The organism is Bacillus sp. 3255 (assembly GCF_031456485.1).
Taxonomy (GTDB): domain Bacteria; phylum Bacillota; class Bacilli; order Paenibacillales; family NBRC-103111; genus Paenibacillus_E.
Genome location: NZ_JAVDUS010000002.1, coordinates 386,757 through 402,527 on the forward strand (window position 1 = coordinate 386,757; position 15,771 = coordinate 402,527).

A 15,771-nucleotide genomic window follows, 5' to 3' on the forward strand; every position below is an offset into this window, starting at 1 on the left:
ACTGTCTCGGAAGACCGGTTCGGCCTTCAAGAGACAGTCCTTCTTGCTTCATCATTCAGGAAGCCGGAGTTCCTTGCTGCTGGTTTGGCCATCGTAGAGCGCCTGCCGGCGAAGCACCTTATACAGCTCCGCTTTCGTCGAGTGATCGTATGGCAGGACGAACAATATGCCGATGCCAAGCGCCAGCGTTCCTAATAGGTACCACCCCAGGAACGAAAGATCCAGGACAAACATCTTCCACTTGTGGCCATAGGTCATTTGCGTGCTCAGCCGGACGGCTCTCTTCGTTCCGATTCCCGGATTATCCGCGAGAATGAAAGGCACCATGCTGTAGGCATACGACTTCACGATGCCCGGAATGATCAGCAGCAAGAACCAGAGAAACGTAAGCACGTTTTTCCAGAGCATCCCTTTCACGATGGCCATATATTGGCCTCTCTGGAACGAATACACCATATAATTCATGTTCACATCATCGTGCGCAGCCTGTTTGAAATATTGCATGCCGCCTACTTCGAACGGAGCCACGACAAATATTTGAAAAGCGATCGAGAGCAGCAGGATAAAGAGGAACAGCAAAATGACGCCTGCGATCACAGCCATGAACATGGGGCTGTTGCTCATCTCCTCCCAGCTGCCGTTCAGACCGGGCAAGCTTGCGGAGGTGCCGCCGCCCGAATTATACGAACAGCTGGATACTCCGCCCCCCAGCACGGCGAGCAGCAAGCTGACGAGAAACGCTTTCCAGTAGGAGGTTCTTAATACTTGCTTCGCACGATCTTTTAACTCTTTGCGCGTCCAATCCAAACGACCACCATCCCGTTCCTGCATATTTACTATTCATCCTACAACAGAATGTCCCAAAGTAGAACCTTAAAATGGGACAGACCCATCTAACGGACACAGCGGACGTTATACACGGGCAAAAAGCGTCCTATTCTAATTGTAACGGACACAAGAATCGTTATTTGCCGATTCTGTCGCATGACCAGCCTGAAATGCACCAGTAATGGCGCCCGTGTCCGTTAGCGAGGTGGCATCCCGCCAGCGCCCCTTACGAATGCCAAAAGGCACCCCAAGGGCGCCTTTCTATTTAAAGAATTTTAAATTCCGGTTTCACCTGCTTGAAATGCGGGTTCTTGCCCGTTACCATCAGGCCCATGCCCCAGTCGAAATGCGTCTTCTCCGTCGGGAAATCGCTCGGGTCGCGATACTGAAACAGGACGTTTCTTCTCGTTCTGGAGCTGCGGTTCGCTTCCGATCCGTGAATCGTCAAATAATTGAAGAAAAGCACATCCCCCGCCTCAGCCACGCAGGGCGTTCCGTCTTTGACCGGATACTCCTTGTGATTCAAATAATGCTGCCCGACGTGCTTCAGTGTCCCGCTCCGGTGCGAGCCCGGAATGACGCGCAAGCAGCCGTTCTCCTCATCCGCATGATCCAAATGAACGCTAGCTGCAAGCATCGTATGCTTCTCGTGCGGGAAATACGGATGATCCTGATGCATCGGGAAGGCGGCGCCGTTTTCCGGCGGCTTCACGAGCATTTTGGAATGGTGCAGCAGCACATTCGGGCCGATCAGTCGCTTCAGCACAGCGGCCATGTTCGGATGAATAACGGCGCGCATGAACGCGGCGTCATGATAATGCACGTCATGGAACCCCTTCAGGACGAGCTTCTTCAACTCTTCCGCAGGAAGGAAATCACCCTTCCATTGATGATTGTGGTCGGACTTCGCTTCCGCAGCGCGCTGGATGATCTCCTCAACCGCTTGTCTCATTTCCTCAACTTCCTGCTGATTGAATACCCCTTTGACGAGCAAATATCCATTTTCTTTGTAAAAATCGGCATCCTTCTGAGTAATCACTGGCCATTCCTCCATCGAACTATTGATAGTTAACCGCTTACTTATCTATAATTATAGGGAATCCGGCTGCAATCTGTCTTTTGCTCAGTAGGACAGTTTTTTGCAATATAAGGACATGATGGAGGATGCATATGTATTTGTGCAAAGAGACCAACGCCATGCTGAATGAAGCGGTTACCGTCATTCACGGCCCTGCGGCCTGCTTCAAAATTCAATACTGGGGCGTTAATCCATGCCTGTTCGATAATCAGCCCCATAAGCATTCCTTCTTCGAAGTATGTTACATTATCGGCGGCGAAGGAGAATATACGGAGCAAGGCGTTCTTTATCCGCTGCGGGCAGGCACCCACTTCATCTCCAGGCCGGGCATCACACACCAAATCCGCACACAGAAAGGCCTGTTCATCATGTACGTCGCTTTCGAGCTGGATGAATCCCAATGCGACGAATCGATGCGGAATGCCTTTAACGATTTGGCTGAGCATGCCGAAGTGTGCCTGTATGACGGAGACCATCATCCGACCGCGCTCTTGTGGAGGTCGATGCTGATCCGGGAAGGGCATGGCAGCCTGCCGATTACAGCCGTTCCGACACTTGCTTATACGCTGCTCGTTTCTTTTCTCAGCATGTTCGGTAGAGCCGGCTCCCAGCCGTTCATCCAACGCAAAAATACGAACGTCCTGCTGCAGCGCGCGAAGCTCTACATCCGCGACAATCTTGCCGGTCCCCTTCAACTAGGTGACGTGGCGGCCTATCTGAATGTGTCGGAGCGCCATTTATCCCGCCTATTCTCGGAAGGGATCCACGAAACCTATACCGACTTCATTCGCAGCGAGCGCATACGCCAAGCAGCCCACCTGCTGCTGACCAGCGAGCTGTCGATCAAGGAAATTGCCGAAGCAACGGGCTTTTCTTCCGTTCATTATTTCACCCATACATTCACGCAAGAAAAAAGACTCCCCCCCGGCAAGTTCCGCAAGCAGGAACAAACCGGCAGGTAGCCTTAACATAAGCTAAGCTATTGGCGCTTGTAAACTAAAGGATTCAGCTCCGTTGCCGCCAAATCCCCGGGCTTGGCCCCAGGGAACCACGTCTGCAAATCATTCTCGCGGGCTTTGCTGTCCGGCTGCGCAATAGACAGTCCGTCGGCATAGTAGATGACCGTCATCACTTTGCGCATCGAATCCGTCGGATTGCCCGGTGCGCTGTGCAGCGTCCACCCCGCGTGAAAAGTCGCGTCTCCGGCGGCCATAGCGCCGTACGAGACCGTTTCGAATCCTTTGCCTTCAATATATCCGGCAAGCGTTCTGTGCGATTCGTCGGAAATGACCATCTTATTGATATAGCCCAGCGCATGGGAGCCGGATGCGAAGGTCATCGACCCGACTTCCTGCGAGATCGGCACCAGCGGCATCCACATGGTAATCGTTTTGTCCGTATCCAACGGCCAATAGATCTGATCTTGATGCCAAGGCGTATGTCCGCCATGCGGCTCTTTATACAGAGCTTGATCGTGATAAATGCGCACGCCGTCAACGCCCATTAAGTCCGCTGCGATTTTGGCAAAGCGTTTGGCCAGCACGAACCGGCGGACCGCCTCGCTTTTTTCCCACAGATTGGAGATTTGGATGAAAGCTTTGCCATACGTATCCCGCTGCTCAAGCGGCTTATCGTGATAGTTCAGCGCCTTCACCATGCCGGTGATGATAGGCTCATAGGCATTGATCTCCGCCGTATCGGCTACCTGCTTCAGCCGGATATGCCCCTTCTGCTTGTAGCTTTCCAACTGCTGCTCGGTGAGTGCGTAACTGTCTTCCAAGGCGGGTAATGAATCGATTGGGGTTGTTTCGTGCATGCTCATCTCGGATCACCTCTAATTTGTATAATTACAGCTTTATTATAGTGGCAGAATCCCGAGAATTCTTTGTCAAACAAGGTTATATTATTGTCAAAAACAACTGGATTATGAATACGCCTGAGGTTTAGAATAGAGGAAAATAACCTGCCTTAAACGCCGAAAGGATCCCTATGCTGAGCGATAAATTAAAGCTGCATCCGATTGTCCCCTTCGTTAGAGAAAGCGATTTTGCCGTCCGCAAGCCGTGGTCATACCCGGAGCGGAGACTGCTCGATTATTTGCTCGTTTATATTCAAGAAGGAACGTGCCGGTTCTGGGTCGATCAGGAGACATACATGTTCACCGCAGGGCAATTTTGCCTGGTTCAGCCCGGCAGCTTGCTCTCGTTGGAAGGACTAACGAACACGGTTACGCCTTACATTCATTTCGATCTCTGTTACAACCGGCAGCGAGAGCTCAGCTTTCCGACTCGTCCCGGCCAAATTGATTTGTCCGCGTACCGCCATCTGATGCAGCCGACGATCCGCGAATTGTATGGCCTCGACATGCCCGTGCACGTACAGCCCGCCAACCCGCTTAAATTGAAGGAAACGCTCCTGCAGGTGATTGAGCAGGCCGAGCAGCAGGATCCGCTCATCCAGCTGAAAACCCAGCATTTCGTGACCGATATCGCCATTTCGCTGCTCGAAGCGTATTACCAGGGACCGAGCACCCGGGGGCATTCGTTCGACTGGATTACCTCTTACTTCTCCCATCATCTGCGCGAGCCAATTTCACTGGAGGACATGGCGGCCAGGGCGAATCTGTCCGTCTCCCGCTTCAGCATCATGTTCAAGCAGCGGTACGGCATCTCTCCCCATCAATATTTGATCAACATGCGGGTGAATCATGCCAAGGAGCTGCTCACCAATACCGAGCTCAGCCAGGAAATGATCGCCGACTATTGCGGTTTCGCCGACCTGCACCATTTCGCCAAAACATTCAAGAAACGGACCGGACATACCCCCGGCGAGCATCGCAAAAGCAAAATCCCCTTGACCCGAGCTTAACGCTCGAACCAAGGGGATACCGGATTCACTTACTCGAAATAGACAGCTTTTCCCGTTCTGGCAGACTCATAGATGGCCTCTAAAATCTCGGAAACGACGCAAGCCTGCTCCGGCGTTACGACCGGATCCGTATCGTTCTCGATCGCTTCGATCCACAGGCGCATCTCCAGATCCGGCGCGCTTTCCGTCTCACCGTCGTAGAACGCTACGCCGCCGGACTTCAATTCCACGTCGGTCGTGTACAAGCGGCTATGTTTCTCGCCGTTAATGCGCAGACCGTTCTTCATATCGGCTCCGCCTTCCGTACCGCTAAGCGTACATTTCGCCTCGTCGACTTCCAGCGTATTCAAAGCCCAGGAAGATTCAAGAATAATGGTCGCGCCATTCTTCATTGTGATCATCCCGAATGCGGAATCTTCCACGGTGAATTTGGAAGGATCCCATGGACCCCAGGCATTCGCTGCATTCTCGCGCTGCGAGAGCTTATGATAGGACGTGCCGAGAACAGCCTTCGGCTCGTAGTTGTTCATCATCCACAACGTCAAATCAAGCGCGTGCGTACCGATATCGATCAGCGGGCCTCCGCCTTGCTTCTCTTCGTCGAGGAATACGCCCCAAGTCGGCACCGCGCGGCGGCGAATCGCATGCGCTTTGGCGAAATAAATGTCGCCCAGCTCGCCATCGGCGCACAGCTTATGCAAATGCTGGCTGTCGCTGCGGAAACGGTTGTTGTAGCCTACGGTCAATTTCTTGCCCGTACGCTTCGCCGCTTCCACCATCCGGCGCGCATCAGCGGCCGACTTCGCCATCGGCTTCTCAGACATGACGTGCTTGCCTGCTTCCAGCGCGGCAATCGTAATCTCCGCATGGGAGTCGTTCGGCGTACATACGTGAACAATATCGATAGAAGCATCCTTCAACACCTCGCGGTAATCCTCATAAACGCGAGCCTCTCCTTTGCCGTACTTAGCGGCCGCTTCGTGCGCTTTGTCGGCAATGATATCGCAGAAGGCGACCATTTCTACATTTTTCAGCTTGTTCAAGCTCGGCATATGTTTGCCATTGGCAATCCCGCCACAACCGATAATAGCAATACGATACGTTTTGGACATGAGTGTCCTCCTTAAAATAGTGTTTATGTACTTCTCTATCGTTCTCACATTTGATCAGGACTAGTACTACATCACCGTATTATAACAAATACCTGCAAAAATAAAATTTCCAATCTGGCGGTAATTGTATGCGATTGTGGCATCGCCGAACTTGCCCGGCCTAAGACGCTCATTTTCGTTTAGCTCAGCTTGGAGCTTTCTTTTTTCTTGATCTCAATTTTACGTATCCGGTGATCGTCCCGTTCACGCACAATGAAGGTCAGAGATTGATAGTGCCATTCCTCTCCAATCGCTATCTCCGGGAGCTTGCTGTAGAGCCACCCGCCGATGGAGTCAACATTCTCGTCGGAGATGTCGGTACCCAGCAAGTAATTCAACTCGTTAACCAGCACGATTCCGTCAACCAGATAATGATTGTCGCCTAAATGTTCGATTTCCTTCTTCTCGTCTTTATCGAACTCATCTCTGATCTCGCCAACGATCTCTTCCAGAATATCCTCGATCGTAATGAGACCGGAAGTTCCTCCGTATTCGTCAAGCAGCAAGGCGATGTGAACATTCTCTTGCTGCATCTTCCTTAACAGCACTTTCACGAGCATACTCTCCGGAACGGTCATCATCGGTTGAAGCAGCGTATGCAAATCAAAAGACGGATTTTCCATGTAGCGCAAGAAAAACTGCTTCGTGTTAATGAAGCCGATGATATGATCCTTGCTGCCCTTGGCCACAGGGAAACGCGTATATTGCTCTTTCATAATGATGCTCTTGTTCTCCGCCAACGACTTCTCGGCATAGAGGCAAATCATATCTGTCCGAGGCACCATAATCTCGCGCGCCAGCAGCTCATCGAACGAAAAGATCCGGTTCACATAGCCGAACTCGGTCTTATTGATTTTCCCGCTCATGTAGCTGTCTGATAAAATGATACGAATCTCTTCCTCCGAGTGGGCTTCTTCATGCTCCGTCGCCGGCTTCATGCCGAACGCTTTGACCAGTTGATTGGCCGAGCCGTTAAGAATCCATATAAACGGGTACATCACTTTATAAAAATAAATAATGAGCGGCGCAGTAAAGATGGAGATAGCCTCCGCTTTCTGGATAGCTAAGGTTTTGGGAGCAAGCTCGCCGAGTACGACGTGGATATAGGTAATGGATACGAAAGCAATTGTGAAAGATAAGAAGTGCGATAAACGTTCTCCTGCGCCGATCCATTCGAAGAAGGGATGCAGCATTTTCTCGACTGTCGGCTCGCCAAGCCAACCTAACCCTAATGCGGTTATCGTAATCCCTAACTGACAGGCCGATAAATAGCCGTCCAAATTGGAGACGACCGATTGTACCGCGCGGGCATTCTTGGTGCCTTCCGCGACCATTTGATCGACACGGCTCGGGCGGATACGAATGACCGCGAATTCGGTTGCAACGAAGAAAGCAGTGAGCAGGATAAGGAGCGCAATCACAATCAAATTAATAACCATAACGACCTCTTTTCGTACGATTTTCTAGGACTCTTTCGTTCCACGATTTTCGCAGTATACAGTCCTTATAGTTAACTATAACCAGTATTTGCTATTCATCAATCAACTATTACCAAGTTTCATCATTCGGACACAAAAATGAGCCCGGGCAGCTCGTTAACCAGCACCCAAGGCTCTCATTTCTTGACAATCGTTGCTACCAGTTTGTATCCGACCCCGCGAATCGAATCGATCTGAACGGATTGTTGATTCATTTCCAGCTTCTTACGCAGCGAGCTGACATGAACATCAACCGTCCTCTGGCCTCCGATATAATCGAAGCCCCATACGATGTTCATAAGGTCGTCCCGCGTCACGACGACGCCGGGGCGCTGAACGAGATACAGCAGCACCTCGAATTCCTTCGGCCGCAGAGGGATCGACTCCCCGTTCAGCACCACTTCATACTTCTCCGGGTAAATGAAAAGCTCTCCGGCCTGAATCACCTTCTCATTCGTTCCGTGCTTGTCTGCCGCCGTTTCTTCCGATTGCGTTCTGCGCAGCACGGCAGAGACTCTAGCCAGCAGCTCCGCAACGCCGAAAGGCTTCGTTATATAATCATCCGCACCGTGCTTGAGACCTTGAACGACCTCATCCTCGGCATTGCGGGCCGTTAATATGATAACGGGCGTTGTATTCCCTTTTTGCCGCAGCTTGCCCAACACTTCAAAGCCGTTCAAGCCAGGCAGCATAATATCCAGAATAATCAAATCATAGGATTGTTGAAGCGCCTCTTGCAGCCCGTCACCGCCATGATCCACGACCTTCGTGTGATATCCTTCCTGGGACAAATTATACGATAGCAGGCGAGCTAAGGTCGGCTCGTCTTCAATCACTAAAATTTTTTGTGCCATGGGAACCCCCGCGTTTACAGTTTATTAACATTGCACAGCCTTATTTTAACACATGATTGTAAAGAGAATGTAAATATTACATTATCCGCATGTAAATTAGTGAATAACCGGCAGCTCGATGGTGAACTTCGTACCGACTCCGACTTCGCTGTCCACACGAATCGTGCCCTTATGCAGCTCCACCAAATGCTTCACAATGGATAAACCGAGTCCGGTACCGCCTGAACTGCGGGAACGAGCCTTGTCAACCCGATAGAAGCGTTCGAAAATACGCGGCAAATCTTTCTTCGGAATGCCCATCCCTGTGTCGGACACGATCAGACGCAGACGCTCATAATCACCGTCGCTATTGATGTCCAGCGGTTCGACGCGCAGCTTGACCTTGCCTCCGTCCTGCGTATATGCGATACCGTTGGAAAGCAAATTAATCATAATTTGGCGCAGACGGTCTTCATCCGCTTCGATATACACGTCGTCGTCAACCTGCATCGTCAGCTCGATATGCTTCTTCTCCGCCTCTTTCTTCAGTACATTCAGCGATCTCTCCAGAAATTCCGGCAAATAGATCGGAGAGAAATTCATCGGTATCCGCTTCGATTCAATTTTGGACAGCTCCAAAATGTCGCCGATCAGACGGTTGAGCCGCTCGCTCTCATCGAAAATAATCTGCAGAAACGAAACCGCCGTTTCCTTATCGTTCAGAGCGCCGGCCAGGAGCGTCTCGGCGAACCCTTTGACAGCCGCAATCGGCGTCTTCAGCTCGTGGGAGACGTTAGCTACGAACTCGCTTCGCATCCGCTCGAGCCTGCGCACGGCCGTAATGTCATGGATGACGATGAGGACGCCTGACCATTCCTCGTCTTCATGCGCGATCGGACTTAAATGAATGTCCAAAATCCGCTCAGCCGGATAATAGAAAATCATCTCGTCCCGAATCGATTCTCCCGTTTCAATGCATTCTTGGATGAGCTTCGTAAACTCAAACTGCTGTTTGGCTTCATTATATTTCTTGCCCAGCAGCTCCTGCGAGGAGAAGCCCAGAATATATTCCGCCGAAGGATTCAGCAGCATAATCCGCTCGTCGCGGTCGATCATCATAATACCGCTCATCATATTTTCCATCACGCCCTGGAGCCTGCGTTCATTCTCGCGTATCCGCGCCATCTGCTGCTGCAAGCTTTCGGACATGCGATTGATGGCAAGCCCCAGCTGCCCGACCTCATCATTGCTGTAAGCGGGCACGCGCGATTCATAGTTCATATTCGTGATTTGTTGAGCGACTTTCGTCATTTTCTCGATCGGGTGCGTAATCCCTTTGGCAATCCGGTAAGAGACAAGGCCCGCAATCAAGAACAGCAGGATTAACCCCAGGATGAGGAAATACCACAGGTTGCGAATCGATTCGCCCACCTGTTCCAAACTCATCGATATGCGCAGGAAGCCGATCGTCGTCTGGGCATCGTTCTTCACCGGAATGGCAGCGTACAGCATTTTCTCTTTGATCGTATCGCTATACCGGGTCACGTAACCGACACCGTTCGCCGCTGCGGCCACAATTTCCGGCCGACTCAAATGGTTGTCCATTTGCTCCGGGTTCTGGTCGGAATCCCCAATCACCTTGCCGTCTGTGCGTACATAGGTCAAGCGCTCTCCCGTAACGGACTTGATCCGCCTCGCTTCCCCGGTGTAATAGGCAATGAGTTCGGCCTCCGTTCCCGTCCTGTTCCAATTCCCCATGGCTGAGAGGACTTGGAGCTCACGTTTCATGTTTTCCTCTAAGGATTGGATGTGCGAATCTTCCAGCACCTTGGCCATGAAGACCCCGGCAATCCCCATCGAACAACCGATCAATACAATCATAATAATCGTCAATTTGGCACGGAATTTGGTCATATGAAAGTTGGCCTCCGATAGACTTATGTCTGTGAAATAAAAGAAAAGGGCTACTCTACATAGTAACCCTTTCTTCCGTGCCTAATCCAGTTTTTATTTGTTAAGATTATTTAAAGACCGGTTCTTTCAAAGCGGACAGCTTCTCCAGGGCATTCTTCTCAACGTCGGCATGAAGGCTGTTTCCGTGGGCATCCATCGTCACGATCGCTGCGAAGCCTTCTGTTTCCAGATGCCACATCGCTTCCGGAATACCGAATTCCATGAAGTCGACGCCTTCAACCTTCTTGAAGCATTGCGCATAGTACTGGGCAGCACCGCCAATCGCATTCAGATAAACAGCGCCGTGCTCTTTCAATGCCGCCAATGTTTTCGGCCCCATGCCGCCTTTACCGATTACCGCCCGAATGCCGAATTTCTTGATAATATCGCCTTGGTAAGGCTCCTCGCGAATGCTCGTTGTCGGACCGGCCGCTTTCACATGCCACTCGCCGGCCTCATCTTTGCTCATAACCGGTCCGCAGTGGTATATTGCCGCCCCGTTCAAATCCAGCGGTGCATCATGGTCCATCAAATATTTGTGCAAAGCGTCGCGACCTGTATGCATCGTCCCGTTAATAACGACGACATCGCCGACTTTCAGGCTGCGGATCTGCTCTTCGGATATCGGCGTCGTCAAGACGATCTCGCGACGGTCCTCTTCCTTCACATTCTTGGCCGCTTCGGCGCTTGCCTCGAATGCTTCTTGGAACGAAACCTCAGTGCCTCTTGGATACGACCAGCCGTTGATTGCGCCCGTTTCCGCATTCAGAATGACGCCTTGGCGGCGGAACGCCCAGCAGTTATACGCAACCGAGACGAAGAAGCTTGCCGGCAAACGGTTCATCACGCCGACTTTGCAGCCGAGCAGCGTGACTTGGCCGCCGAAGCCCATCGTGCCGATTCCCAGCGTGTTGGCGTGCTCCATTACGTACTCCTCCACCTTGCGAAGCTCCGGATGCGGGTTCACATCGTCAACATGGCGGAACAACTGGTGCTTCGCCAGCTCGTAACCGCTCGTCCGGTCGCCCCCGATGCCCACACCGATAAAGCCGGCGCTGCAGCCTTGGCCTTGGGCTTGGTACACGGCATGCATGATGCATTTGCGAATCCCGTCAAGGTCGCGCCCTGCTTTGCCTACGCCTTCGAGTTCAGCCGGCAAGCTGTATTGAATGTTTTTGTTCTCGCAGCCGCCGCCTTTCAAGATCAGCTTCACCTCGATATCGTCACGTTCCCACTGCTCGAAGTGGATGACCGGCGTTCCGGGTCCGAGATTGTCCCCGCTGTTGGCACCGGTTAAGGAATCAACCGAGTTCGTGCGAAGCTTGCTGGCTTTGGTCGCGTTGGCGACAGCTTCGAGGATGTGCTTCTTCATAATAAGTTGGTTTGCTCCAACCGGACAGTGTATAATAAACGTTGGCATACCGGTATCCTGGCAAATCGGGGATACGTTGCACTCGGCCATATGAATGTTATCGGCAATACGGGATAGTGAAAGCGCTGAGCGGGTTCCTTTGTCTTCTTTCTCGCTTGCCGCTTGAACCGCACGGCGTACATCACCTGGTAGATTGGTAGACGTTTCGACGATCAAATCGTAGACGCTTTGATAAAAATGCTGCATGACTGAAAATGGCTCCTCTCTCAACTAGCAAATAATAATCATTATAATCAATTATATCATATAAGGAGTAACGCTGACATGTCCAAAAGAATCGGGATCACGATTCTGCTGTGCCTAGCAGGCCTCACGCTGCTGCTAACGCCGCTGCAGGCCAAACGATCTCAAGATATCTACTATCAGGATCAAGTTGCAGTCCTCATGTATCATCATATTCATGACACGGATACCAGCTCCAGCACGATCACCTCTGCGCTTTTCCAAGAGCAGCTCCAATACTTGCTGAGCAAAGGGTATCATTTTATTTCCTTGCCGGAATTCAAGCAGTTTATGGCGGGAGCGTCAGTCCCTTCCAACGCGGTCCTCATCACCTTCGACGACGGCTATCAGAGCTTCTATACGGGCGCTTATCCGATTCTGACCAGTTTGCGCGTTCCGGCGGTCAATTTCGTGATCACGCATGACTTGGCCGATCCCATGGCATCCTATATACCTTCGATGTCCAAAGACCAGATCCGCGAGATGACCCGCGCGACGAACTTTATCGACGTGGGCTGCCATACGGACAGCTTGCACAACAAGCTCCCCAGCGGCAAGGCCGCGCTCGTCGGCCGGCTTGACGCCGAGAGCGACGACGCGTACAAGCAGCGGGTGCTGCAGGATACGCAAGCTTGCATCGGCAAGCTTGCTGACCTGACCGACGCCCCGCTCGACACGATGGCGTACCCGTACGGCATCACCTCGCCCGAGGCGACGGAGCAAGTGAAGAAGGCGGGCATCCGCTTCGCCTTCACGATCTCGCCCGAGATGGCCACGCGCAGCGCGGACCATCTGCTCATCCCGCGGATCAACGCGGGCAGCCCCGGCATTACGCCGGAGCTGCTGCACCGCTCGATCCAGCGCAGAATTATGGCGCAGCCGGGCGAAGCCCCGCTGCGCGTGGATGCGGCTGCCGCCATCGCGCAGCTCGGCGGCAGCTCGGAGGCGGAAGGCGGTATGCTGCGCCTTCGCCTTGGGCAAGAAGCATTCACCCTGCAGGTGAATGCGGCAAGCGCTGCGCGCGGCGAAGCGCGCGTGAAGCTGCGGGAGCCCGTGCTGCGCCGCAGCGGGCAGGTGACGATCGCGCTGGACGATCTCAGCGCGTTGATCGGGCAGCCGCTTGTCTACACCCCTGCCACAGGCGTGGCTGTGCGGGTGGCGCCAAGCGTCAACTAATCTGAAGGAGTGCACGACATCATGAATCATCATTTTTTTGCTTATTTATACCGGCTCAAATATATCGATCGCTGGAGTCTCATGTGGAACATGCGAAGAGATACCGTGGCCGAGCATTCATTCTATGTATCAACGATCGCGCACATGCTCTGCACCATCGCCAATGAGGTGTATGGCCGCAATGTGCCTACCGACCGCGTCGTCTCCATTGCACTATTCCATGACGCCTCCGAAGTGCTGACCGGCGACATTCCTCAGCCCGTCAAGCACAACAACGAGCAGATTCTGCGCAACTTCCGCGAGATCGAAGATGTAGCCGTAGAGCGGCTGCTCGAGACGATTCCGGCGGAAATCCGCGGCATCTACCGCAATTTGATTCAGGAGCCGGATCCTGAGCTCTACCGCTGGGTGAAAGCTGCGGATCTGCTCGAGGCTTACATCAAATGCTTGACGGAGCTGTCGGCGGGCAACCGCGAATTCGTCGTCGCCAAGCAGCAAATTCTGGAGAGCCTCCGGAAGATGAACATGCCGGAGGTCGACTACTTCCTTGAGCATATGAGCGCTTCGTTCGAGAAAACGTTGGATGAAATTACGCTGCATCCGAATCAAGAAGAATAGCATGGCGGTGTCCGTGCGGATTAGCCCGCGTCTCACCGACGCGCCAGAACCGCGGGAGCTCGCTCTGCTTGCTAACGGACACAGGTGCCGTTATTCCTGCGATGCGCTCCGCGCTTCGATTCTAACGGACACCAGCGGCCTTATTTGCCGATTCCAGGGCTGAACACAGCCCGGATGAAGCAAATAACGGCTCCTGTGTCCGTTACATTTTGAGGGAGGCCCTTTTTCATCGAATAAGGGCCTCCCTGTCCGTTAGCGCAGCTCCAGCCCCCGCTAACGCCTATGCTGCCTGCTCGACCGGCGGGGTCCGAACGGAGCTCCATGGCCCCCCTACCGCAAACAAAAAAGCTAAGCGCAAAAACGCTTAGCTTTTTTTATTTCCCGGCATTATGCCAGCAATTGCGGATTCGTCATAATCAAAATGGCGATGATGACGGCAACCGCTGCGATCCACGAAAACGTTTTAATTTTGGCAGCATCCGTTGCCGTGTTTGCGCCAGCTTTGCTGTTTGCAACAAGCTTCTTAATTCTTCCGCCGATCATACCTGTCACAGCCCCGACGATAAGCAGCAGAACGACCGCAATGATCATCCACAACACGGACACTTCCACTTTGGAAACCATAGCGCCCCCTGTAATGAAAGTAACGATCAATGAGAATTGTCCAACGCGGTTTAACGATGACAGCAGCCCCATGAAGCCCTCTAAGGCAGCACCCGACAGCGAAGCTGCACGTCCGGCAATGAACGGGAACACGACGTAGGCGCCAAGCAGCAGGGCACTAATGACATGTAAGAAAATCATAACTTGATACATTCTACAACCTCCGCAATTTTCAAATTATAATCTTTCTTATGTAGTATACCGAATACGTTTCATGGGGACAAGAAAGCGATGTCATCATTCTGAGGTTTTCACCATTTCTACATATAAATGTGACTAAATCTGTCATAACCTGATGCAAGGATTGCTCTGCACGTTCACCATCTTCTCGTCGTGTTCGCTTGCATTGGCCGCTTAACATGCAGTTGGAGTTGACGCGGTATGCGGATGGCCGCGAGTCGTCGCTGTTCTCCATTCTGGCGGTCAGGTCCGTTCAGCCAAACAAAAAGCCAGCCCCTACATCCATAGGAGCTGGCTTTTCTCACTTCTTACCCTGTAACAACTTTGATCACGTTGCGAACGGAATTTGCCGTTTTGTCCAGCGCGGCTTTCTCTTCAGGCGTTAACTCGATATCCATGATTTTCTCGATACCATTGCCGCCAAGAACGGTCAAAACACCCATAAACAAGTTCTCATAGCCGTACTCGCCTTCAAGAAGGGCGATTGTAGGAATAATCCGCTTTTTATCTTTCAAAATCGCTTCTGTCATTTGCACAAGGGAAGCTGCTGGCGCGTAGTATGCACTACCGTTACCAAGCAGGTTAACGATCTCTCCGCCGCCTGTACGCGTACGCCCCACGATGGCTTCGATCCGGTCGGCTGGAATCAGCTTCTCGATCGGCACCCCGCCGGCGTATGTGTAACGAACGAGCGGAACCATGTCATCGCCGTGACCGCCGATAACAACCCCTTTGACGTCTTCAACGGAAACATTCAGCTCTTGGGAGATGAATGTCAGATAGCGAGCCGTATCCAGTACGCCGGATTGACCGATCACGCGGTTTTTGGGAAAACCGAGCGTTTGGTAAGCCACATAAGTCATGGCATCGACCGGGTTGCTCAAGATGATAACGATGGAGTTAGGAGCTACTTCTTTTACGTTTTCACAAACGGATTTCACAATACCTGCATTGGTATTCACGAGGTCGTCGCGGCTCATGCCCGGCTTACGGGCGATACCGGCCGTAATGATCACGATGTCGGAATCAGCCGCATCCGAATAGCTGGACGTACCTGTGATTTGCGCATCGAAGCCTTGAACCGGACCTGCTTCAAGCATATCGAGCGCTTTGCCTTTGGTCGGGTTTTCCAATTGCGGGATATCGAGAAGAACGACGTCACCGAGTTCTTTTTGAGCGAGCATAAGTGCGGTTGTTGCGCCTGTGAAACCCGCGCCGACAACGGTGATTTTATTGCGTCGGATTGCCATTGTGAATACCTCCTAATGGTTTATAGATATCCTTAGCCTTC

The 15,771-nt window shown here is 52.3% G+C and carries 14 protein-coding genes; 4 read left to right on the forward strand and 10 right to left on the reverse strand.

Annotation, left to right across the window (positions count from 1 at the left end):
• Positions 1-51 precede the first annotated feature (51 nt).
• Both J2X61_RS04345 and J2X61_RS04350 read right to left on the reverse strand, forming a co-directional pair.
• Positions 52-831 (reverse strand): DUF975 family protein, encoded by a 780-nt coding sequence (locus J2X61_RS04345; protein WP_274466166.1) that lies wholly within the window; start codon positions 829-831, stop codon positions 52-54.
• Between the two features lie 262 nt (positions 832-1,093).
• Positions 1,094-1,867, reverse strand: a complete 774-nt coding sequence (locus tag J2X61_RS04350; protein ID WP_274466167.1) for a phytanoyl-CoA dioxygenase family protein — start codon at positions 1,865-1,867, stop codon at positions 1,094-1,096.
• A gap of 131 nt (positions 1,868-1,998) precedes the next feature.
• On the opposite strand from J2X61_RS04350, the gene J2X61_RS04355 reads away from it, so the two are divergent.
• Positions 1,999-2,868, forward strand: a complete 870-nt coding sequence (locus J2X61_RS04355; protein WP_274466168.1) for an AraC family transcriptional regulator — start codon at positions 1,999-2,001, stop codon at positions 2,866-2,868.
• Between the two features lie 17 nt (positions 2,869-2,885).
• On the opposite strand, the gene J2X61_RS04360 is transcribed toward J2X61_RS04355, so the two are convergent.
• Positions 2,886-3,728, reverse strand: coding sequence for a phytanoyl-CoA dioxygenase family protein (locus J2X61_RS04360; protein WP_274466169.1), 843 nt, complete (start codon positions 3,726-3,728; stop codon positions 2,886-2,888).
• Between the two features lie 167 nt (positions 3,729-3,895).
• Between J2X61_RS04360 and J2X61_RS04365 the strand changes: the two genes are divergently transcribed.
• Complete coding sequence (locus J2X61_RS04365) at positions 3,896-4,774, forward strand: AraC family transcriptional regulator (RefSeq protein ID WP_274466170.1); 879 nt, start codon at positions 3,896-3,898, stop codon at positions 4,772-4,774.
• Positions 4,775-4,803: 29 nt separating this feature from the next.
• On the opposite strand, the gene J2X61_RS04370 is transcribed toward J2X61_RS04365, so the two are convergent.
• The 5 genes from J2X61_RS04370 to J2X61_RS04390 form a co-directional block, all read right to left on the reverse strand.
• Positions 4,804-5,886, reverse strand: a complete 1,083-nt coding sequence (locus J2X61_RS04370) for a Gfo/Idh/MocA family protein (protein WP_310186149.1) — start codon at positions 5,884-5,886, stop codon at positions 4,804-4,806.
• Positions 5,887-6,065: 179 nt separating this feature from the next.
• On the reverse strand, positions 6,066-7,364 hold the full coding sequence (locus J2X61_RS04375) for a hemolysin family protein (protein ID WP_274466172.1): 1,299 nt from the start codon (positions 7,362-7,364) through the stop codon (positions 6,066-6,068).
• A gap of 176 nt (positions 7,365-7,540) precedes the next feature.
• Positions 7,541-8,257, reverse strand: a complete 717-nt coding sequence (locus J2X61_RS04380) for a response regulator transcription factor (RefSeq protein WP_274466173.1) — start codon at positions 8,255-8,257, stop codon at positions 7,541-7,543.
• Positions 8,258-8,353: 96 nt separating this feature from the next.
• Positions 8,354-10,150, reverse strand: coding sequence for a two-component system histidine kinase PnpS (gene pnpS / locus J2X61_RS04385; protein WP_274466174.1), 1,797 nt, complete (start codon positions 10,148-10,150; stop codon positions 8,354-8,356).
• A gap of 106 nt (positions 10,151-10,256) precedes the next feature.
• Entirely contained in the window at positions 10,257-11,807 is a 1,551-nt protein-coding gene (locus J2X61_RS04390) for a fumarate hydratase (RefSeq protein ID WP_274466175.1), read from the reverse strand.
• Between the two features lie 78 nt (positions 11,808-11,885).
• On the opposite strand from J2X61_RS04390, the gene J2X61_RS04395 reads away from it, so the two are divergent.
• Both J2X61_RS04395 and yfbR read left to right on the forward strand, forming a co-directional pair.
• Complete coding sequence (locus J2X61_RS04395; RefSeq protein WP_310186152.1) at positions 11,886-13,019, forward strand: polysaccharide deacetylase family protein; 1,134 nt, start codon at positions 11,886-11,888, stop codon at positions 13,017-13,019.
• A 21-nt stretch (positions 13,020-13,040) separates the two neighbouring features.
• On the forward strand, positions 13,041-13,637 hold the full coding sequence (gene yfbR / locus J2X61_RS04400) for a 5'-deoxynucleotidase (RefSeq protein ID WP_310186154.1): 597 nt from the start codon (positions 13,041-13,043) through the stop codon (positions 13,635-13,637).
• A gap of 387 nt (positions 13,638-14,024) precedes the next feature.
• Here the strand turns inward: yfbR and J2X61_RS04405 are convergent, their stop codons facing one another.
• Together J2X61_RS04405 and mdh are read right to left on the reverse strand one after the other, a co-directional pair.
• Complete coding sequence (locus J2X61_RS04405) at positions 14,025-14,453, reverse strand: hypothetical protein (RefSeq protein WP_274466179.1); 429 nt, start codon at positions 14,451-14,453, stop codon at positions 14,025-14,027.
• Between the two features lie 335 nt (positions 14,454-14,788).
• Positions 14,789-15,730 carry a malate dehydrogenase gene (gene mdh / locus J2X61_RS04410; protein ID WP_274466180.1) on the reverse strand — a complete coding sequence of 314 codons (942 nt, stop codon included), beginning with the start codon at positions 15,728-15,730 and terminating at the stop codon, positions 14,789-14,791.
• Positions 15,731-15,771: the final 41 nt, after the last annotated feature.